The following is a 20,805-nucleotide window of genomic DNA, read 5'->3' as shown; positions in this document are numbered from 1 at the left end:
CAAAATAAATTCTTGTATTATCCAATTACTAATACTATAATAATAAGGTAGTCTATATATTATAGGCTTTTTATCAGCACATTGTAAATTTAAGATAGTAGGTGATTTTTATGGACAATATAATATTAACAGAAGCAGGGAAAAAAAAGTTGGAAGACGAACTGGAATACTTAAAAACAGTTAAAAGGGTAGAGATAAAAGCAGCCCTAAAGTCAGCCCGTGCCCAAGGTGATCTCAGTGAAAATGCAGATTACAGTGCTGCCAAGGATGATCAGTCAATGACTGAAACGAGAATACAGGAATTGGAAAATCAGCTCAAAAATGCTGTGATAATAGAAAGTTCTTCAGATGCTGATATCTTCGACATAAACAAAACTGCACTCGTAAAATTTCTTGATACAGATGATACAGAAGAAGTCACACTTGTAAGTTCTGTTGAAGCAGATGCGAAGAATATGAAGATAAGCATAGAATCGCCTCTTGGAAAAGCTTTATTCAGATTAAAAATTGGGGAAAAAGCTACCGTGGAATCTCCTGATGGAAACTACGGCGTAAAAGTTGAAAAGCTGTTATAAACATGGAACATTCTATTTTAATTACTTGGATAAAAGACGTTCATACATATTTGTGTGGAAATGGAGCATATATAAATCTGGGAAGGATTTAACTTGGATTTTATGTGTTCTTTTTTAGTGTACTGCATAAACTATTGCAACTTCAGGGAGGTATTATATATGATGAAGAATTTGAAAGACATATTATTATTACTGTTCGGATGTTTTTTAGTATCTTTCGGAACTTATTTTTTTCTTGCACCATGCCATATTGCAGCTGGAGGAATAAGTGGTGCCGCCATAATCATAAATAGTATTTTCCCGAGTATACCAATAGGATTGTTTATGATGTGTATGGAAGCATTCTTATTCCTAATCGGCATTATCGTAATAGGTCCCGTATTTGGAGGAAAAACTATCTTCTGCAGCCTCTCGGTATCACTTATGATACTTATTATGGAAAAAATATATCCTGGATTAAAACCTTTTAGCAGTGATACTCTACTCCAGCTTATATTTGGAATACTCATATGTGGTGCAGGTATGGGAATTGTCTTCAACAGAAATTCATCTACAGGAGGAACTGATATAATAGCCAAAATAATAAATAAATATACAAAAATAAGCATAGGCAAATGTATATTGATACCCGACATTTTGATAACATTAGCTGCTGGTGCTGTATTGGGAATAGACAGAGGCATGTATTCAATGCTGGGCGTACTCTTAAATGCAACAATAATTGACAGGATTATTTTAACTTTAAATACATATAAGCAGGTAGCTATAATAAGCTCAAAAGGAGAAGATATAAAAAACTATATAGTAGATGTACTTGATAGAAGTGCAACTATATATTATGCAAAGGGTGCCTATAAGAACAACGAAAATGAAGTTATAACAACTATACTTAACAGAAAACAATTCATAAAACTAAAAGAATACATAGTCAAAACTGACGACAAGGCTTTTATCACTGTAAGCGAGGTAAATGAAGTACTTGGAGAGGGATTTTCAAGTATTATATAATTCTAAGCTGGAGCTTTACTATATAGTTGTCCTTTCTTATAGTAACTATACTGTATTTATAATTATTAATTATATGATTTATGGAATTATAGTACTTATCTTTAATTTGATATATAAGCTCACCATTTTTGTTTATAATTTTGTAGCGTCCATCTATTAATTTTATATATAAATTTTCCCATTCCCTTACATTTATATTTTGGGATGTTATTTCAAATATTATTCCTCTTGATTTGAGTATTTTTAGAAGTTCCTTATATTTTTGCTCTATTTTAATATTTTTTTCTCTTACATATTTATCTGTTTTTAAAATTTTATTATATCTTTCATCCTGTATTCTAAGTTTCTTGTTTAACACTTTTATTTCATTGTCTAGATTCAATATCCTATTCCTTTTTCTCATATCATGTCTTCTCATAAGCCTTGAAAACAACTCATCAATTCCATTCATAATATTTACCTACCTAAAACCAGATTCCATGTATTGTAATTTTATTTATATTTGTATAAAATTATACATAGGTGATAGAAATGAATAAATTTTCACAATTATTATTAAAAAATATAAATATGTTTTTCATACGAAAAAAGGCTATCGACAATATGTACCAGCCAATAATAAATAAAAAAATTGCAAATATCCATGCACTGAACACAGAAATAAATTCTTTAGCCAGTAAAAATAGAGAACTGATGCGTAATATTTCGTATGCCCAAAAACGCATAAATGAAAAAGAGCGTCTTATAAAAAATATTCAGGCATTGACTTCCAACAAATCAATATAATTATAATATTATGACAGTGAATAAATGATGTCACCCAGTTTTTCAGCCTCATATTTATCGTGTGTTACGACTATCACAGTATTGTTTGACTGTCGGTGTATTGTGAGAAATTCATCCATAATCTCATCTTTTAATTCAGTATCCAGCCCTTTAAATGGCTCATCCAACAATACCAAGCTTGCATTATAGGCAATGGCCCTTGCAAAAGCCACCCTTCTTTTCATTCCTCCACTCAATTCTTCTGGAAATTTGTTTCTGTATTGTTCCATGTGGACCATTTCCAGACATTTTAAAACAATACTGCTGATATCTTTCTTGCCAATATGGGATTTAAGTACAAAAGCGACATTTTCATATACTGTTAAATTTTTTATTAGCCTGTCTTCCTGAAATACATAGGACATACTCCCGCTGTTTACAGCCACATCTCCTTCGTAATCTTTATCCATTCCTGATATTATATTCAGGAGTGTGGTTTTTCCACAACCTGATGCCCCAAGCACCACTGTGATTTTACCCTTTATAAATTCCATGTTAAGTCCATAAAAGATGTTGTTTTTTTCATAGTTCTTGTACAAATTTTTTATTACAACTTCATAACCATGTTTATTATCCTGCAAAATATCATCCCCACCTATTCACATGACTTATATGAAGAGAGTTTACTGACAAAATATTTGAATATAGCTTCAAATGCAAAGCTCAGCACTACTACTACAGATGTCCAGGCAAATAATTCAGATGTTTCAAGCATGGTTTTTGCATCAAGAAGATTTATCCCTATGGAATATTTAGGTGTACTCAATACTTCAGCCGCAACTGAAACCTTCCATCCTATACCGAGACACATAAGTATTCCGGATACAATATAACTTTTTATTCCAGGCAAATATATATCTTTTAGTATATGTTTTTCTTTTACTTTATAAAATCTTGCCATATCTATAAGACTTTTATCTGCAGATTTTATTCCTTCGAGCACATTTGTATATACCATAGGAAAGCATATCAATATTGCTGTAAATATTACTACATTTGAAGAACTGAACCAGACAAGAGCTATTATTATAATAGACATTACCGGTGTTGCCTTTATGCTAACCACCAGAGGCTGCAAAAGATCTTCCACAAATTTGTTGGTTCCTGAAATTATTCCTACAATAATTCCCAAGGCTATTGAAGCACATATTCCCAAAATTACTCTAAACAAACTATATAATATACTTTTCCAGAAATACATCTTTCCAATTAAAATCATCAGCGACCTTAGTACTTGAAAGGGAGATGGCAGTAATATATTACTACCTACTAAAATAGAAACTATCTCCCATATTACAATCCAGAATAAAAAAATACCTAATTTTTTAATTGTTTTTGTTTGAAGTGTAATAGAAATTTTCATCCGGCAATTTTCCTCCAATTGACTTTGGATAATCATTCATCAATATACTATAAAAATTTTTCAAGGATTTCTTTCCTTCATCAGCACTTATAAAAACTATATTACACCTTGGTATAGCCATTTCCGCTACTTTTGCCTTTGGAATTATCCCATTTTTTTCTACAATTTTTGCTGCATCAGCTGTATTTTTATTCACAAAGTCCACAGAATCCTTGTATTTTTTGAGGAACTGATTGGCAGCCTTACCATTTTTATCCGCAAAATTTTTTGTAAATATAACTGTTCCCATAATAAGATTGCTGTCCTTTCCAGATACCTTATTCCACTCCTTAGTGAGATCTATAGGTATGTTCAAATCTTTGTCCTTCATTTTTACAGTAGTTACAAATGGTTCTGGCAGCAATGCTATACTGGCCTTTTTTGCGGCAACTGCTGCTGCCACATCATTGTGACTCATCTTATAAACTACATTAACATCTTTTTCAGGATCCAGCCCATTTTTTTTCAATATATAGTTTAACGCAAATTCCGGTACTGCACCTTTGCCACTGGAATATATTGTTTTGCCCTTTAAGTCATTTATATTCTTGACCGAATTACCATTTTCAACTATGTACAATACTCCAAGGGTATTTATTCCTGCTAATTTCACCTGTCCTTTTGTCTTGTTATACAAAACTGCAGCCAGATTGGAAGGTACTGCCGCTATATCTACATCACCAGATACAATTTTAGATACTACCTGATCTGCTGAATCATACATGGAAATATCATAATTCGACTTGTCATCTTCCATGAGTTTTACCATTCCAATTCCAGTAGGTCCTTTTAAGGCTGCAACTTTAATTCTATCCTTCTGGGACACCTGTTGCTTGCCCTGACTATTCCCTGATGGACTTGAACTATTTGAACAACCTGATATAAAAAATGTTGAAAATACTAAAATAAGTGCTGTTAAAATAACACCGAATTTCTTTTTCAAATACTCCACTCCCTTAATTTTTTATTTACGATTCTATTATATATCAATTTTACCTAAATTTCTATTTATGCTGTACATTACCTATAATGCATTTCATATCTGGTCTTTTTTGGAAAAAGGTTGACATTACATAAAATATGAATTAAAATATACTCATCAGCAATCATCATTGTTGAGTGCTAACATAAAAAAGTTTTTTATTTGCTATCCAATACATAACTTAAAAAACATTTCTCAACTGATATCATTCTATAAATAGGCTTGATATCCAGCTAAAGTTTATCTTAGAAATTTTAATCTTCTAAAATAAAAGATTTTAAAAAAATTTAAGACAAAATTAAATAATTGAATACTATTTTTGTAATTTCTATAATTTTTATTATATTTATTTTGTTATATTAAAAATTATTATTTTATATTTCACAAGGGGGAATTGCAATGAAAGCATTACTTTTAGCAGGTGGCAGAGGTACCAGACTAAGACCTTTGACTGACAGTATTCCAAAACCTATGGTTCCTATTATGGGAAAACCTCTTCTGGAAAAAACCATACTGGACCTAAAAAAATCTGGAGTAGATGAGGTTATAATAAGCACATGTTACAAATCTGACTATATAAAAAATCGCATTGCAAATGGCGAAAAGCTGGGAATAAAAGTAGACTATATATCTGAAGACCTACCCCTTGGTACAGGTGGTGCCATAAAAAATTCCGAGAGGTTTTTAGATGATACTTTTATAGTTCTAAACTCTGATATAGTATCAAACATGCCTTATGAAAAATTTATAAAATATCATAGGGAAAAAAATGCTCAGATATCAATAGCCATGACTGAAGTTGAAGATCCTTCACAATATGGGGTTATAGAATTTGACAATAACAGTTGCATAAAAGCATTTAAAGAAAAACCTAAAAAAGGTGAAACTGATTCAAAGTGGATAAATGCAGGCATATATATTTTTGAACCGGAGGTATTAAACGAAATACCTAAAAATGAAATAGTATCCATTGAAAAGGATACATATCCCCTCCTATTAAATAAAGGCTATAAAATGGCTGCATACAAATATTCAGACTACTGGCTGGACATAGGCACCTTAAAAAAATATCTTCAGGCACACATTGATATTTTTTCCAGCCATTACAACAATATTTTAGGCAAAAAACCCGATTTTAAAATAAATAATCTTATAATAAAAGGGAAAAATATAGCTATAGACTCGGACACAAACATAATCGGTCCAGTATTTATAGGTGACAATGTAACTATATGTGGCAATTGCAATATAGGTCCCTATACAGTTATAGGTAATAATTCATTAATATCCTCAAGCTGTACAATATATAAAAGTATATTGTGGAATAACGTCAATGTTGATAAAAATGTAACCTTGAGAAATACGGTAATAACTTCAAACTTCAAGGTAAAAGCTCATTGCAGCATTGAAAACAAGGCTTGTGTAACAAATGATTATAATACTGATTTACTTGCAATATAAAAATTAAAGGAGTGAAATACATGGGTAAGAATATAGTCTTCCTAAGCACTTATCCGCCAAGACAATGTGGTATAGCAACTTTTACAGAAGACCTGGTAAAAAATTTGAGAATTAACTATCCTTCAAATTCCTATAGTATAATAGCTATAGATGATAAAAGTTACAACTATGGTCATGACGTATTATGCAGCATAGATCAATTTAAAAAGAATAATTACAAGAAAATATCAGAAAACATAAACAACTCAGACGTTGATTTAGTTGTAATAGAGCATGAATATGGCATATACGGTGGTAACACAGGTGACTATGTACTTGATTTCATAGAAAACCTAAATGTTCCTTTTATAGTCACCTTGCATACTACCTTGTCAAAGCCAAATCAGAAGCAAAAATCCATAATATGCAAACTCGGTGAAAAAGGCAGCAAGGTAATAATCATGGCTAAAAACTCTGCAAAAATTCTGGAGGATGTATATTCCATACCAGAACAAAAGATAGAAGTAATACATCATGGTGTCCCGGACATTGCAATACCAGATATAGACTGTTTAAAGAAAACTCTTGGATACCAGAATAGATCGATAATAAGCACCTTTGGTCTTTTAAGCCCTGGAAAGGGAATTGAATATGCAATAGATGCCATTGGAAAAGTTTCTGCAGAGCATCCCGAAGTACTTTATCTCATACTAGGTAAAACCCATCCCTGCATAAAAAAGGACTTTGGAGAGAGCTACAGGGAAAATCTAAAAAACATGGTAAGAAAATTGGGTATAGAAAACAATATAAAATTTGTTGACAAATATCTTACAAAAAAAGAAATAGTACAATACTTAAGCATATCTGACATATATATGACACCTTATCTTGGAGAAGAACAATCAGTAAGCGGGACACTTGCCTATGCGGCAGGTTATGGAAAGGCAATAGTATCAACTCCCTACAGATATGCCAGGGAGATGCTTAAAAATAAAAACGGTATTCTTGCAAAATTTAGAGATGCAGATTCACTTTACAGTGCAGTGGAATTTTTACTGGATAATCCAGCTAGAAGGTCTATTATCGAAAAAAATATGTTAAAGATAGGTAAAACTATGAGATGGCCGAATATAGCAGCTAAGTATAACAACTTATTTTCAAATATAATAAAGAACAATCAATATGCTAAACAGGTGGTGTAATAATGTTTGTAGAAGCGGATTCCAAACCTCTACTCATAATGACGGACGATACAGGTATGATACAGCACAGCTCCTTTACAATACCAGATCCCAATTCCGGATATACAACAGATGATAATGCTAGAGCTTTAATTGCCGCTGTCATGTTGTATGAAAGATACAAAAGCCAGAAATTTTTAAAATTGATATTCAGGTATTTGTCATTTCTCATATATGCACAAAACAAAAATGGCGGTTTTAGAAATTTTATGGACTATAGCAGGCATTTTTTAGAAGAAAATGGATCAGAAGACTGTTTTGGAAGATGTCTATGGTGTCTTGGTTTTACAATTAACTCAGAATACCTTCACAATACTATCAAATATGCACCAATTGAGATGATAGAAAGAGCTCTTCCAAACATCGACGGAATAATTCATATAAGAGGCAAAGCCTACACACTGATAGGTTTATGTCTGATTTACAGTTTTCTGCATAATCACGATATCTCTACAGACATGTTTCCCTCAATCAGCAAGGGAAAAATCGAAAATTATATAGATAAAATATCTGATGATATCATAGATGAATTTGAAAAAAAATCAGACAGGCAGTGGAAATGGTGTGAAGATGAGCTGACTTATAGTAATTCAATAATACCCTTAAGTTTATTGAGAAGTTATACTATAAACAAGAGAGAAAAATGTTTTTCAACTGCAATGGATTCTCTTAATTTCCTGGACAATATATATTTTAAAAATGGTTACTTTAAACCCATAGGCTGCAGGGGATGGTATAAAAAAGGTGATCCCTCACCGGCAGAATTTGATGAACAGCCTGTAGAAGCATGCAGTACATCTCTTTTATACAATGAGGTATATAAAATAACCGGAACAAAGGAATACAAGTTCAAAGCAGAACTATGCTACGAATGGTTTACTGGTAATAACTCATCTGGAAAACCTCTTGTCAATAAACAGACCGGCGGATGCTATGATGGAATAATGGATTCCAGAATAAATTTGAATACCGGAGCAGAAAGCATACTTGCAAAAATCATTACACAATTGATAATAGATAGATAAATTAAAGAACAGGTTTAGAGATAATTCAATTTTCCCTAAGTTTATCCTGTTCTTTAAAATTTATTTTAAATTATATATACAATCTTCCCATCTTATCAGCAGATAATATCGCAGCATACACATCTTCTTCAGTAACTTCAAAAGGCATATTGTGCATTGTATCACCTTCAGCACATGATAATTCTGCTACTTTCATCATATCATCCTTGTTTATTTCCTCTATACCCAGATCAGACAGTGTAATCGGCAGTCCAACCTGCAGGCAGAAATTTATAACCTTTTCTATCTCTTCTAAAGGACTATTTTCAAGAATTAACTGGACCAATGTTCCAAAGGCAACTTTTTCTCCATGATATAGACTATGGCTCTCCCTAATTGCAGTAAACCCATTGTGAACTGCATGTGCAGCTGCAAGTCCACAGCTTTCAAATCCTACTCCGCTTAAATAAGTATTTGCCTCTATTATATTTTCAAGTGCCTTAGTGACAACCTTGTTAGATACCGATATTTTAGCTTTAAGCCCATCCTCAAGGAGCGTATCATAGCATAACTTTGAAAGGGCAAAAGCAGCTTTTGTAGCTTTACCTCCAGCCATAGTAACTACCCCGGAATTAACGCAGGCTCTAGCTTCAAAATATGTAGCCAGTGCATCTCCCATACCTGCAACTAAAAGTCTTACAGGAGCCTTTGAAATTATGGATGAATCAACAAGTACAACGTCGGGATTTTTAGGTAGGAAAAGATATTCGCTAAATATTCCGTCATCTGTATATATTACTGAAAGGGCACTACATGGTGCATCAGTTGCTGCTATAGTAGGAACTATTACAACCGGTATTCCTGAAAAATGTGCTACTGCTTTTGCGGTATCAAATATTTTCCCTCCTCCTATGCCGACAACTACATTGCTTCCAGCTTCAATTAAACGTTTGCAAAGCCTGTCTATTTCATTTTTGGAACATTCTCCATTAAAGGTCTCAAATGTCAATGAACAATTTTTTTCCTTAAAACTATTTTCTATAGTCAGCTTCGTTCTTCCTATACCATTTTTACTTGCTATTATAAAAAAATTATTTCCAAGATCTTTTACATAGTTATATATATTTGCCAATTCGCCATTGCCCTGCACATACTTTCCAGTAGAGATAATAATTCTTGACATGTAATCACTCCTTTAATTAATCCTAATATCAATGATACAATTTATATTATACCATTGATTATTCATCCATTAAAGCAGCTTAATTTACAATTTACAATCATTCTATACAAATATCTTCTCTATTTCTACATATTTAACCAAAATATTATAAATAAAATTTTTGATTTCCATACAGTGTTCCGTGGAATAAGTGCACACTCCATGTTTACTTTCAAAAGGATATGCTAAAATTTCAGATCGCAGGTTTACTTTTTTCATATTTTTCATATACTCTTTTGAGATTCTAAATACTCCAATACTGACATCCTCAATTGCAGAAGGTGATATGGCCTCAAAAACACGTTCTATACATTCATAGTAATATTTCCTCCAGTTTCTAACATATAAGATTGGATCAAAGCAAATTCTCACCTTACATCCTCTTGAAATCGCGAGTTTGGCATCCATCAGTCTTGATTCAAAAGTTGGTGCATTTGATTCGTATTTTGCAGATACTTTCTCAGGTGAAAATGTCCATGCAAGTATCACATTTTCACAGGGCTGCAGATCTTCTATACTTTTAAAATTTGCACTTTTTGTCCTTATCTCTATACTCAGATTTTTATGATTTCTCGTAAATTCTATCCATTGCCTAGTAAATCCCAATATGTTTTCAAGTGCCAGAATATCTGTATCATATGATATGCACAAATACAGAGGATGCTTTTTCAAGCTGTCTTCAACTTCCCGGAATACTTCCTGTAAATTCACAAATACAACTATATTGGCAGATGGATACATTCCCTGAAGATAACAGTATTCACAATTATATATACAATTCATAACAGCTGATGTATAGTAAAAATACTTATTTCCAAAATTCTCACATACTTCAGCACCTTTGTAAATCAGATTTCCTTCTTTTACAGCAAGTATTATATTCGGAGAAAGTTTCTGAACAGAAAAATCCTGATTTTTTCTGCAGAACACATCCTTGTAGTGATTTATCTCTATAATTTTTGAACTCTTAAAATAGGATAATATCTTTTTTGTATTTCTATTTTCAAGAGCTCTACTTTCTACATAAATATGAGAAAAACTAGAAAGTTTCAAGTTGTCTTTTAAGCTGCGCAAAATATATCTTCCCTTCCCGTTTTGACCTGCAGTAAATTTGTGAAAAAGGTTCAAGTGCAAGAATTAAATTTTCATTTACAAGTTTATAATTTTCAGCTATTTTTTTCAGTTCATGCTGCATAGTTACTGACAATTTTAAATTATCAATTATTTCACTTATATAATCCATATCTTTTTCGGATAAAATATCATTGGGTTGTGAAATTCCATCCTTTATTTCAATAATCCATCTGCATATGATATCTGAATTTATCGTCATTAGTTTTTCAATGTCATACTTTGTAATAAGTTTATCACTTAAATAGTCGGAAACAACTTTAATACAAGAAATTCTATGAGGAGGAATAAATATGGATACAGCCTGAAAAAAGGCTGCTCCTTCCATATCTACAAATTGTCCTCTAATAGAGTCATTTATTTTAACACACTGGTTGAAGCTTTCCAGACACCCTTCAAGAAAAGGATGGCTGAATAATATATCAGGATAAAATTCTCTGTCATTTCCGCTATCTATTATTTTATTCATAAGCACAGCTGTTCCTATATTTATATTTTTCTTTACACTTCCACAAACTCCTAAATTTATGAAGGTATCATATTTATCAGCATCAAATCTGCCAATCAAATATGTACAGGCACATGCCGCATTTATACTTCCAGTTCCCGTAACTATAAGAACAATATCTTCATTTTTAAATACCTGGAATTTATTTATGGAATTATCCCTTTTTAAATTCAATCTGTCTATAAAAGGTTTCGCCTCATAATATAATGCTGCTGCCAGAAAAACCATTTTATCCTCCTCTTACATAAAAGTAGAATTAAGAGGCAGCCTGTAGATTATCTGCCCCCTTTTCCTACTTTATTCCATTTTTCAAATATCTCTCTATTCTAAAACTCCACTCATCGTAAACTTCAGAATACTCTTTACGTACAACATTCAAAAAGCTGCCAAGTACTCCTAATTTGTTCAATCCCTTCATCAAGTGCCTGGGATAAATACAGCTTCTGGAATAATTATTCTTAGGATCAATAACATTTAAAAAAAAACTTTCATCTAAGTACAAATCTTTACATCTTATGTCCAATTTAGTAAACTTGAGTTTCTTAAATTCCTTTAAAAGCTCTACAATACTGTGTGCCGTATTATAGTCCAAGCCTCTTTCTTTAATATAATAGTCCAGTCTTGTACCCTCTGCATAGCTTCTTACAATATAGTGGGAGCCATGAGAATAAACAGTGGGAAAATGTATGCTTTTAGAAGTTTTTTTCAATATGCTGTATTCATTTTCGCACACAATGCTACTTTTAAAAATCTTAATCACCCTGTTATCGGGGAGTAAATATACTATACCATTATGACCTGCTCCTAAAAATTGCCCTTTCCTCAATAGTTTCTCAGCCTCATTGTCCAATTGAATATAGTAACCAGCCTTTTTACTCATAGAATTATCCTTTCCGATTGCTGTTACTATATTGTATGAATGAACAGGTATTTAATTTACTAATACATTACTCATATTCTGAAAAAACTTCAATGTCTTTTTCCGCCCAGTTGTTACCTTTAACATAGGTCATGGCTTTGAATGTATCAAGGGATGTTATAACTTCTATATTTCTCTCGATTGCGGCTCTCCTTATATGGAATCCATCTCTTTTAGAATCATTTCCCTTGGTAGGAGTATTTATCACCAGATCTACTTCCTCATTTTTTATAATATCTATTATATTAGGCCTTTCTTCCTTCATTTTTCTAACTTCTTTAACATCTATTCCATTGTCCCTCAATAACTTTGCTGTATTTTTAGTTGCAATAAACTTCCCGCCCATCTTGTCGATTTCCCGTGCTATAGGCAAAAATTCCTGCTTGTCATGATCGCTTATAGTAGCAAGTATAGTATTGAAATTACTTTCAGAAAACATTTCTGCAGCTACAAATCCTTTATAGAGAGCTTCCGTAAGATTTCTTCCAACGCCCAGCACCTCTCCTGTAGACCTCATCTCAGGTCCAAGTGATACTTCTACATTAGGTAATTTCTGTGTTGAAAAAACAGGTACCTTTACTGCCGTAATATGTGGTTCTCTGAAAATACCAGTTCCATATTCCATATTCCTGAGTTTTTCTCCAAGCATTACCCTGGTTGCTATATCCACAATAGGAACACAGCTTACCTTGCTTATATAAGGTACTGTTCTGGATGCTCTCGGATTTACTTCTATTACATAAAGGTTATTTTTATATTCTATAAACTGTATGTTTATCATTCCATGTATCCCTATTCCAATTGCCAGTTTTTTAGTATAATCAAGTATTTTATCTTTCATCTCATAATTTATATTGGGACTCGGATACATAGTTATACTGTCTCCCGAATGGACTCCAGCCCTTTCCAGATGTTCCATAATACCCGGTATCAAAACATCTTCTCCGTCACATATGGCATCCACTTCTATCTCTCTTCCCATAAGGTACTTATCTATCAATATTGGATTTTTTCTGTCCTTTGAAAACGCCCTAGATAAATAGTAAGCCAGTTCATCCTTATTATAAGTTATTTCCATACCCTGTCCGCCAAGTACATAGGATGGTCTTACAAGTACAGGATATTCAAGCCTTTCAGCTTCCCTCAAGCCTTCCTCTACAGACCAGATTCCCTTTCCCTTAGGTCTTGATATATCAAGCTTTTCAAGCAGGTCATCAAACTTTTCCCTGTTTTCCGCAGTATCTATCTGATCAGCTGTAGTACCAAGGGTTACTATATTTTTCTCCTTCAAAAATTCTGCCAGCTTTATGGCAGTCTCACCACCAAATTGAAGTATTACACCATAAGGTTTTTCTTTCTCCACAACATTGAGTACTTCTTCCTCTGTTATCGGTTCAAAGTAGAGCTTATCTGAAATATCAAAATCTGTACTTACAGTCTCTGGATTATTGTTTACAATAATTGTTTCAATATTCAATTTCCTAAGTATCTTAATACAATGGACAGAAGCATAGTCAAATTCTATACCCTGACCTATTCTTATTGGTCCAGAACCTATAACAAGCACTTTTTTATTGTTGGACACATCAACTTCATCTTTTTCATCATAAGTTGAATAATAGTACGGTGATAGTGCTTCAAATTCTCCTCCACAGGTATCAACCATTTTATAGGACGGTTTTATATTCCATATAGTTCTCAATTTATATACTTCGTCCGGAGATACTTTGAGCATGTCAGCTATTCCCTTATCGGAGAATCCTTTTTTCTTCAGTGTTTGAAGGTATTTTTTATCAAGATCGTCTATGGTGCCGTTTTTCAACTTTTCTTCCTGATCTATTATCCACTTGAATTTATATATGAAGAACTTATCTATTCCAGTTATTTCTGAAAGTTTTTCTACTCTATAACCCCTTCTAATTATTTCAGCGAGTGCAAATATTCTCTCATCATCAGGATAAATTATTCTGTTCTTCAACTCCTCCAAGGTAAGATTTTCGAATTTTTTGTAGTTCAGAGAATATGCCCCTATTTCGAGAGACCTTATACCCTTCAAAAATGCAGCTTCAAAATTGCTCCCTATAGCCATAATTTCACCCGTTGCCATCATCTTTGTGCCAAGTTCCCTGTCCGCCCCCTGAAATTTGTCAAAAGGCCATTTTGGTATTTTGACAACAACATAGTCCAATGACGGTTCAAAACATGCAAGGGTTTTTTTAGTTACTGCATTTTCTATTTCATCCAACCCGTATCCAAGTGCTATCTTTGCAGCAACTTTCGCAATTGGATATCCCGTTGCCTTTGATGCCAGTGCAGAAGATCTGCTGACTCTCGGATTTATTTCTATTACTGCATATTGAAAGGAATCGGGATTCAATGCAAGCTGAACATTGCATCCACCCTCTATTCCAACTTCATTTATTATATCTATTGAAGCAGTTCTGAGCATCTGGTACTCCTTATCCGACAGTGTCTGACTCGGAGCCGTGACTATGCTGTCACCAGTATGTATTCCAACAGGATCAATATTTTCCATATTGCATACAGTTATGCAGTTCCCATAGCTGTCCCTCATAACCTCATATTCTATTTCCTTCCATCCCTTTATACTCTTTTCAAGGAGCACCTGACCTATGGAACTCAACTCCAGTCCCGACTCAAGTATTTCTTCCAGCCGTTCCTCATTTTCGGCTATTCCTCCACCTGTTCCCCCAAGAGTATAGGCAGGTCTTACTATAACAGGATATCCTATCTTTTCGGCAAATTTCTTTCCACTTTCTATATCAGTTATTATGTCACTTTCCACTACAGGTTGATTTATTTTATTCATGGTATCTCTGAAAAGTTCCCTGTCCTCACCCTTTTTTATAGATTGTATGGAAGTTCCTATGATATTTACATTGTATTTTTCAAGTACTTTTTTTTCATACAGCTCGACTGCAAGGTTGAGTGCAGTCTGTCCTCCCATTCCTGCCAGAATACTATCCGGCCTTTCTTTTTCTATAACCTTCTCTACAAATTCCACAGTAAGAGGCTCAATATATACCTTATCTGCAACTTCCCTGTCCGTCATTATAGTTGCAGGATTGCTGTTTATGAGTACGACTTCTATTCCCTCCTCTTTCAGTGATTCGCAGGCCTGTGTTCCCGAATAGTCGAATTCTGCAGCCTGACCTATAATTATTGGTCCTGATCCTATAACAAGTACTTTTCTGATATTTTTATTTAATGGCATGACGTTTAATACCTCCCTTAGATGCATAACCGGCAAATTCATCAAATATATAGTTATTGTCTACTGGTCCCGGAGCTGCCTCCGGATGGAACTGTATGGAATATACAGGCAGTTCCTTGTGTCTCATACCTTCTATAGTGCCGTCATTCAAGCTTATATGAGTTGTTTCCATATTTTCTGGAAGTTTATTTACATAGTAACCGTGGTTTTGAGAAGTTATGTGAACTCTTCCGCTCTGGAGATCTTTTACCGGATGGTTACAGCCTCTATGCCCAAATTTCAATTTTGCAGTACTTCCTCCAAAAGCAAGTGCAAGGAGCTGATGTCCAAGACATATGCCAACCGTTGGTTTCTTAACTGCAAGTTCCCTTATATTCTTTATTTCATCTTTTAAATCACATGGATCTCCCGGCCCGTTGGACAGAAATATTAAATCCGGATCTATCCCAAGTACAGTTTTGGCATCTGTATCTGCAGGAAATACAGTAATTTTAAATCCTCTATCTACAAAATTATTTATTATGCTTTTTTTTATTCCAAAATCCAAAATAGCAATGTGTTTTCTTTTTCCCTCTATGGAATATATATTTTTAGCCGTAACCTTTGATACAGCCTCCCTGTTTGAAAAAGAAGCTATCTCATCCTTAACCATGGGGAAATTTACATCTTTAACTGTTATAATACCCTTCATGGTACCGTTGTTTCTCAATAATTTTGTAAGGGCACGAGTGTCAATTCCACATATACCGACAATCTTGTTCAATTTCAGATAATCCTCAAGTTCCAGTTCCGATCTAAAATTACTTGATAGTTTACAATTTTCTCTTACTATGAACCCTTTTACTTTTGGCGACTCAGATTCCACATCGCTTAAATTTATTCCATAGTTTCCTATAAGAGGATACGTCATCGTAACAATCTGTCCATAATAGGATGGATCTGTAAGTATTTCCTCATAACCTGTCATACCAGTATTAAAAACGACCTCACCTACCGTATCCTGCAAGTATCCAAAAGCCTCACCTTCAAAACTGTCTCCATTTTCCAGTATCAATTTTGCCTTCATAAATATACCTCCTGTATTTTTACTGTAAAAATACACCTGACTATAAAAAACAAAAAAGGCAATAGAAAAATCATTGGGACTAATTTTCCTATTGCCTAAATTATATTATTAGATAAAAAACTATTCATTTTCTTTAATATATAAAGATATATATACATAATATTATACCTCTTTCTGGCCTCACAGGACCAATTTAAAGTGTATTTTTTACTTAAATTCTATTGACTATTCTAATTTAAAAACAGATTCATGTCAAGTATAAAATAAAAAAGGGGAATAGACTTTATCTACCCCCAATACATAATCATAAAATTATATTTTATAATTCGCAGCATTTCTCGCTATTTTTTACATTCTTGATTGTCGTTATATTTATGATTTCAGCCTGGAATGCTTTAAGCAACGCTTTCTCAAGAACTTTTTCATGATCAAAATTAGCTACATCAGTGCACACTGCAAACACCCTGTTTACATCACCATAAAGATTCTGATAAGTCAACGTAACGTTAGGTTTATCATACTGAACATCTATTATCTTCAATCCCCATGAGATCTGAGCAAAATTGTCTTTTACCTTCAACTTAGTTAAATTCTCCAGTTTCTTTGCATCTTCAGAAGGATTTGTCACTATTATTAATTCATCTCCAACTTTATATTTACTCATTCCAATCAACTCCTCTATATATTTTGGGCTTTGTAAGCTGCAATTATTGTTGAAATACTTCTTTGACTTTATTATACACCCCATTGCAGATTTAATACAAGCCTTTTGAGAAAGTTTTAACAAAGTTTTTATAATTTTTTCAAAGCGCTGGATAAAGTAAACGATATAACAAGTACTATGGCATCCAAAGCACACATGACCAGAAATACAGAATGAATTCCAGAATTCAATGAATTCTCCACTATACTAAAATTAAAAATACTTCCAAAAATACTGATTCCTATAGTTTGTCCTAAATTACGTATAAGTGCATTTGAAGCTGTAGCCGCACCTTTCATGTCATAATTCACCGACTCCTGTATTGCTATGGTTAGGATAGTAAAATTCAGTCCAAAACCAATTCCAAGTATTGCTGAAAACGACATCACAAGCAGAAGTGAAGAATTTATACCAAGAGTAAGCAAACAAGCCGTTCCCATAATTATAATAAAACTGCTAAACACTACTATGGCTTTCTCTCCATATTTGCCTATTTTATCTCCCAGAAAAAATGTAACCAGAAACCACGTAACAGACATTGGAGACATTGAAAGTCCTGCTACGGCAGCATTATACCCAAGTACATTCTGCACATATATTGACATATATACTCCTATTCCAATCAATACTGCCGATGATATAAAGCTTATTGTATTTATTGTTATATTAGAGCCCCTGAATATCTCAAAGGGCATAATTGGTTCCTCAGCCTTTTTTTCCGCTCTGTAAAACATCACACTTGATACTGTAAAAATTGTTACACAAGCTATGATTCTCGAAAGTTCAATTCCATAATTCTTATCGTCTGTCATGAAAACCATAAGTAGTGCTACAATCGCCGATGTCAAAAATATTATTCCGCAATAATCCACAGCTGCCTTTTTTCTTTCAAAATTCTCTACAATGCTTTTCTGAAGCAGCACTATTGAAATTATTCCAAAAGGCATGTTGATAAAGAAAATCCAGTGCCATGATAACGCATCTATCAAAGTTCCTCCTACAAATGGCCCAATTAAGCTGGATATTCCCCAGGCACTGCTCAGCCATCCCTGAACTTTTGCCCTTTCAAAAACAGAAAATTGATCCCCTATTATAGTATAGGTAACCGTATATATAGCTCCTGCACCACTTCCCTGAATTGCACGAAAAACCATCAATTCATACATATTCGTTGATAAACCGCACAGAAAACTTCCTATCAAAAATATTCCTATTCCTATTGAAAGAGTATCTTTTCTACCATAAAGATCTGCCAATTTACCATAGATCGGAGTAGTTATAGAAGCAGTTAAAAGGTAAAGTGAAAACACCCAGCTCACAGACTGAAATCCATTTAAATCTTTTACTATAGTCGGTACAGCTACAGTAACAACAGTATTCTCCACGGCAGCAAGCACCATGGCAACCATTACCGCAGCAATTATTCCCCTCCTGGATGTTTTCATTTCCATCACATCTCCAAATTCTTTATTTATGTTAAAATAATATCAATGTAAATTATAACATAATATAACCATCATCTTCAAAATTAAGATTTTTTTTCATTCCATTCTCACCTAAAACAGTATTTTCAAATATTTTTCTTGTATCTTCAAGATAGATTTCAGGATTTACCATAGACGGACTGAAATGAGTCAGCCATAATTCCTTTACATGAGATTTTTTTGCAAGTACTGCCGATTCTCTAAAAAGCATATGCTTGTATTCTACAGCTTTCTCATATTTTCCATTGTCACCATAGGTACCTTCACATACAAATAAATCCGAATTTCTCACAAAATCTATCAACTCTGGAATCGGTCTTGAATCCGTACAATATGAAAACTTGATTCCTCTGCGTGGTTCCCCAAGAACCATATCACTTTTATAAAGTACACCATTATATGTTATGCACTCTTCCTTTTGAAGTCTGCTCCACAAATTTATCGGGACATTATTAAGCACAGCTTTTTCTCTGTCAAATTTTCTATTTCTCCTTATGTAGATAGAATATGCAAAACATTCTATTCCATGATCTACAGGTAATATATTTATGTCAAAGTTGCCTATTTTTTCACAATTTTCTTTGCTTCCAAAGAGTTCTACTAAATTTATCTTATAGGGAAGCTTAGGTGCTATTATCCTCAATCCACTTACTACTTTTGATAGCCCGCGGGGTCCTATCATGGTCAGTGGTTCTTCTCTCCCGGAATTGGCTATTGTCAGAAGAAGTCCCGGTAAGCCTGCAATATGATCTGCATGAAAGTGTGTAAACAAGATGGCATCTATGGACTTGAATCCCAATTTGTTTATTTTTAAACTCACCTGTGTTCCCTCTCCGCAGTCTATAAGAAGTTTTCTTCCATTATATGAAACAAGCACTGATGTTAAGAACCTATCCGGAGTTGGCATACTTCCTCCACAGCCAAGCAAACATAAATCCAACATAATAAAACCTCCTGCCGAATTAACTTCTAAATAAATTATAAACTATATTCAGCTAAAATTGTAATAGGAAATTAATTTATAGTATAATACCATTAGTCAATACAAGAAAAGGATGGTTTTTATGAAAGAATCGATATTAAATTTACTGAGAGAAAACAATGACACCTTTCTGTCCGGTCAGCTTATAAGTGAAAAATTAAAAGTAAGCCGTACAGCCATATGGAAATATATAAATATATTGAGAAATGAGGGGTATAGGATAGATTCCTCTCCGAAAAAGGGATACAAACTTATGTATTCTCCGGATATACTTACTTATGATGAAATAAAATGTAATCTTCATACAAATTGTATCGGGAAAAATTTTTTCTATTTTGACAGCATAAATTCTACAAACATGAAAGCAAAGGAACTTGCAGAAAAAGGTGAATCTCATGGAACCGTTGTAGTCTCGGAAGAACAGACTATAGGGCATGGAAGACTGGGGCGAACCTGGATTTCTCCAAAATACAAGGGTATATGGCTTTCCATAATTTTAAGACCTCAAACTGCTCCTGTAAATGTTCCTAAAATAACCCAGATAGCTGCAGCTGCAGTTATAACGGCCTTAAATGAATTAGAAATAGACGGATATGTCAAATGGCCCAATGACATAATCATAAACCACAAAAAAGTATGTGGAATACTTACGGAAATGAGCGGTGAACTCAACATGGTAAATTACGTGGTTGTGGGAATGGGTGTAAATGTAAATCTTGACAAATGTGATTTCAAAGGTGACATATCAAACAAGGCCTCTTCTCTGAAAATTGAAACAGGTTCTCCCATTGACAGGAAACTTCTTCTTGCACTGATAATGAACAAGTTTGAAAATCTTTATAATGAATTTGAGGAAAATCTTAGTATTAAATCATCCATAAGCATATGTAAAGAACACTCCGCTGTACTCGGGCGTGATATAAAGATAATATTCAACGGAAAAGAATATTTCGCAAAAGCTATAGATATTGGAGAAAATGGCGAACTTATAGTAAAATATCCCGATGGGTCAATAAAACACATAATATCCGGTGAAATATCCATAAGGGCACTTAATGGATACATTTAAAACAGTATA

At 33.4% G+C, this 20,805-nt stretch carries 20 protein-coding genes; 7 read left to right on the top strand and 13 right to left on the bottom strand.

Going from position 1 to position 20,805, the window contains the following annotated elements:
• Window positions 1-110: 110 nt before the first annotated feature.
• Together greA and LKE46_RS02840 are read left to right on the top strand one after the other, a co-directional pair.
• Window positions 111-575 (top strand): transcription elongation factor GreA, encoded by a 465-nt coding sequence (greA, locus tag LKE46_RS02845; protein ID WP_291718260.1) that lies wholly within the window; start codon window positions 111-113, stop codon window positions 573-575.
• A gap of 159 nt (window positions 576-734) precedes the next feature.
• On the top strand, window positions 735-1,583 hold the full coding sequence (locus LKE46_RS02840) for a YitT family protein (RefSeq protein ID WP_291718258.1): 849 nt from the start codon (window positions 735-737) through the stop codon (window positions 1,581-1,583).
• Here the strand turns inward: LKE46_RS02840 and LKE46_RS02835 are convergent.
• A complete protein-coding gene (locus tag LKE46_RS02835; RefSeq protein ID WP_291718256.1) occupies window positions 1,576-2,034 on the bottom strand; it encodes a hypothetical protein in 459 nt (152 codons plus the stop codon). The two genes, LKE46_RS02840 and LKE46_RS02835, sit on opposite strands and share 8 nt — an antisense overlap.
• Before the next feature lie 80 nt (window positions 2,035-2,114).
• Between LKE46_RS02835 and LKE46_RS02830 the strand changes: the two genes are divergently transcribed.
• Window positions 2,115-2,369 carry a hypothetical protein gene (locus tag LKE46_RS02830; protein WP_291718255.1) on the top strand — a complete coding sequence of 85 codons (255 nt, stop codon included), beginning with the start codon at window positions 2,115-2,117 and terminating at the stop codon, window positions 2,367-2,369.
• 8 nt (window positions 2,370-2,377) lie between these two features.
• Here the strand turns inward: LKE46_RS02830 and LKE46_RS02825 are convergent, their stop codons facing one another.
• Genes LKE46_RS02825 through LKE46_RS02815 form a run of 3 tightly spaced genes read right to left on the bottom strand, consistent with a single transcriptional unit; the run spans window position 2,378 to window position 4,753 of the window.
• The gene (locus LKE46_RS02825; protein WP_363316072.1) at window positions 2,378-2,989 is read right to left on the bottom strand and encodes an ABC transporter ATP-binding protein; all 612 of its coding nucleotides are present in this window, start codon (window positions 2,987-2,989) and stop codon (window positions 2,378-2,380) included.
• A 14-nt stretch (window positions 2,990-3,003) separates the two neighbouring features.
• Window positions 3,004-3,771, bottom strand: a complete 768-nt coding sequence (locus tag LKE46_RS02820) for an ABC transporter permease (protein WP_291718253.1) — start codon at window positions 3,769-3,771, stop codon at window positions 3,004-3,006.
• On the bottom strand, window positions 3,734-4,753 hold the full coding sequence (locus LKE46_RS02815; protein ID WP_291718251.1) for an ABC transporter substrate-binding protein: 1,020 nt from the start codon (window positions 4,751-4,753) through the stop codon (window positions 3,734-3,736). Before LKE46_RS02815 ends, LKE46_RS02820 begins: the two co-directional genes overlap by 38 nt.
• A 438-nt stretch (window positions 4,754-5,191) precedes the next feature.
• Here LKE46_RS02815 and LKE46_RS02810 point away from each other — a divergent pair, with 438 nt between their 5' ends.
• The 3 genes from LKE46_RS02810 to LKE46_RS02800 are packed head-to-tail and all read left to right on the top strand — an operon-like array spanning window position 5,192 to window position 8,498.
• Window positions 5,192-6,253 carry an NDP-sugar synthase gene (locus LKE46_RS02810; RefSeq protein WP_291718249.1) on the top strand — a complete coding sequence of 354 codons (1,062 nt, stop codon included), beginning with the start codon at window positions 5,192-5,194 and terminating at the stop codon, window positions 6,251-6,253.
• 20 nt (window positions 6,254-6,273) lie between these two features.
• Entirely contained in the window at window positions 6,274-7,434 is a 1,161-nt protein-coding gene (locus LKE46_RS02805) for a glycosyltransferase family 4 protein (RefSeq protein ID WP_291718247.1), read from the top strand.
• Window positions 7,435-7,436: 2 nt separating this feature from the next.
• A complete protein-coding gene (locus LKE46_RS02800) occupies window positions 7,437-8,498 on the top strand; it encodes a glycosyltransferase (RefSeq protein WP_291718245.1) in 1,062 nt (353 codons plus the stop codon).
• A gap of 70 nt (window positions 8,499-8,568) precedes the next feature.
• Here the strand turns inward: LKE46_RS02800 and LKE46_RS02795 are convergent, their stop codons facing one another.
• From LKE46_RS02795 to LKE46_RS02755, 9 genes are all read right to left on the bottom strand, one after another.
• Window positions 8,569-9,660 carry a glycerol dehydrogenase gene (locus LKE46_RS02795; RefSeq protein WP_291718243.1) on the bottom strand — a complete coding sequence of 364 codons (1,092 nt, stop codon included), beginning with the start codon at window positions 9,658-9,660 and terminating at the stop codon, window positions 8,569-8,571.
• Window positions 9,661-9,762: 102 nt separating this feature from the next.
• On the bottom strand, window positions 9,763-10,773 hold the full coding sequence (locus tag LKE46_RS02790; RefSeq protein WP_291718241.1) for an SPL family radical SAM protein: 1,011 nt from the start codon (window positions 10,771-10,773) through the stop codon (window positions 9,763-9,765).
• Window positions 10,739-11,566 (bottom strand): hypothetical protein, encoded by an 828-nt coding sequence (locus tag LKE46_RS02785; protein ID WP_291718239.1) that lies wholly within the window; start codon window positions 11,564-11,566, stop codon window positions 10,739-10,741. The genes LKE46_RS02790 and LKE46_RS02785 overlap by 35 nt, the downstream gene beginning before the upstream one ends.
• A gap of 64 nt (window positions 11,567-11,630) precedes the next feature.
• A complete protein-coding gene (locus LKE46_RS02780) occupies window positions 11,631-12,218 on the bottom strand; it encodes a protein kinase (protein ID WP_291718237.1) in 588 nt (195 codons plus the stop codon).
• A gap of 67 nt (window positions 12,219-12,285) precedes the next feature.
• Window positions 12,286-15,492: a carbamoyl-phosphate synthase large subunit gene (gene carB, locus LKE46_RS02775; RefSeq protein ID WP_291718235.1), complete on the bottom strand. Its 3,207-nt coding sequence runs from the start codon at window positions 15,490-15,492 to the stop codon at window positions 12,286-12,288.
• Window positions 15,479-16,558, bottom strand: a complete 1,080-nt coding sequence (locus LKE46_RS02770) for a carbamoyl phosphate synthase small subunit (protein ID WP_291718233.1) — start codon at window positions 16,556-16,558, stop codon at window positions 15,479-15,481. The genes carB and LKE46_RS02770 overlap by 14 nt, the downstream gene beginning before the upstream one ends.
• Before the next feature lie 319 nt (window positions 16,559-16,877).
• Complete coding sequence (locus LKE46_RS02765) at window positions 16,878-17,222, bottom strand: hypothetical protein (protein ID WP_291718231.1); 345 nt, start codon at window positions 17,220-17,222, stop codon at window positions 16,878-16,880.
• A gap of 128 nt (window positions 17,223-17,350) precedes the next feature.
• Window positions 17,351-18,706 carry an MDR family MFS transporter gene (locus LKE46_RS02760; protein ID WP_291718228.1) on the bottom strand — a complete coding sequence of 452 codons (1,356 nt, stop codon included), beginning with the start codon at window positions 18,704-18,706 and terminating at the stop codon, window positions 17,351-17,353.
• A gap of 52 nt (window positions 18,707-18,758) precedes the next feature.
• Window positions 18,759-19,688 carry a ribonuclease Z gene (locus LKE46_RS02755; protein ID WP_291718226.1) on the bottom strand — a complete coding sequence of 310 codons (930 nt, stop codon included), beginning with the start codon at window positions 19,686-19,688 and terminating at the stop codon, window positions 18,759-18,761.
• Window positions 19,689-19,809: 121 nt separating this feature from the next.
• Here LKE46_RS02755 and LKE46_RS02750 point away from each other — a divergent pair, with 121 nt between their 5' ends.
• Window positions 19,810-20,796 carry a biotin--[acetyl-CoA-carboxylase] ligase gene (locus LKE46_RS02750; RefSeq protein WP_291718224.1) on the top strand — a complete coding sequence of 329 codons (987 nt, stop codon included), beginning with the start codon at window positions 19,810-19,812 and terminating at the stop codon, window positions 20,794-20,796.
• The last annotated feature ends 9 nt before the right edge of the window (window positions 20,797-20,805 follow it).

This window comes from Clostridium sp., from assembly GCF_022482905.1.
GTDB lineage: Bacteria > Bacillota > Clostridia > Clostridiales > Clostridiaceae > Clostridium_B.
The sequence above is the reverse complement of the archived record's forward strand: the minus strand, read 5'-3'. Positions and strand labels throughout refer to the sequence as shown.

Bases quoted from the DNA above. Each gene is read 5' to 3' on its own strand.
- greA (WP_291718260.1), top strand. From the start codon at position 111: ATGGACAATATAATATTAACAGAAGCAGGGAAAAAAAAGTTGGAAGAC.
- LKE46_RS02840 (WP_291718258.1), top strand. From the start codon at position 735: ATGATGAAGAATTTGAAAGACATATTATTATTACTGTTCGGATGTTTT.
- LKE46_RS02835 (WP_291718256.1), bottom strand. From the start codon at position 2,034: ATGAATGGAATTGATGAGTTGTTTTCAAGGCTTATGAGAAGACATGAT.
- LKE46_RS02830 (WP_291718255.1), top strand. From the start codon at position 2,115: ATGAATAAATTTTCACAATTATTATTAAAAAATATAAATATGTTTTTC.
- LKE46_RS02820 (WP_291718253.1), bottom strand. From the start codon at position 3,771: ATGAAAATTTCTATTACACTTCAAACAAAAACAATTAAAAAATTAGGT.
- LKE46_RS02810 (WP_291718249.1), top strand. From the start codon at position 5,192: ATGAAAGCATTACTTTTAGCAGGTGGCAGAGGTACCAGACTAAGACCT.
- LKE46_RS02805 (WP_291718247.1), top strand. From the start codon at position 6,274: ATGGGTAAGAATATAGTCTTCCTAAGCACTTATCCGCCAAGACAATGT.
- LKE46_RS02800 (WP_291718245.1), top strand. From the start codon at position 7,437: ATGTTTGTAGAAGCGGATTCCAAACCTCTACTCATAATGACGGACGAT.
- LKE46_RS02795 (WP_291718243.1), bottom strand. From the start codon at position 9,660: ATGTCAAGAATTATTATCTCTACTGGAAAGTATGTGCAGGGCAATGGC.
- LKE46_RS02785 (WP_291718239.1), bottom strand. From the start codon at position 11,566: ATGGTTTTTCTGGCAGCAGCATTATATTATGAGGCGAAACCTTTTATA.
- LKE46_RS02780 (WP_291718237.1), bottom strand. From the start codon at position 12,218: ATGAGTAAAAAGGCTGGTTACTATATTCAATTGGACAATGAGGCTGAG.
- carB (WP_291718235.1), bottom strand. From the start codon at position 15,492: ATGCCATTAAATAAAAATATCAGAAAAGTACTTGTTATAGGATCAGGA.
- LKE46_RS02770 (WP_291718233.1), bottom strand. From the start codon at position 16,558: ATGAAGGCAAAATTGATACTGGAAAATGGAGACAGTTTTGAAGGTGAG.
- LKE46_RS02765 (WP_291718231.1), bottom strand. From the start codon at position 17,222: ATGAGTAAATATAAAGTTGGAGATGAATTAATAATAGTGACAAATCCT.
- LKE46_RS02760 (WP_291718228.1), bottom strand. From the start codon at position 18,706: ATGAAAACATCCAGGAGGGGAATAATTGCTGCGGTAATGGTTGCCATG.
- LKE46_RS02755 (WP_291718226.1), bottom strand. From the start codon at position 19,688: ATGTTGGATTTATGTTTGCTTGGCTGTGGAGGAAGTATGCCAACTCCG.
- LKE46_RS02750 (WP_291718224.1), top strand. From the start codon at position 19,810: ATGAAAGAATCGATATTAAATTTACTGAGAGAAAACAATGACACCTTT.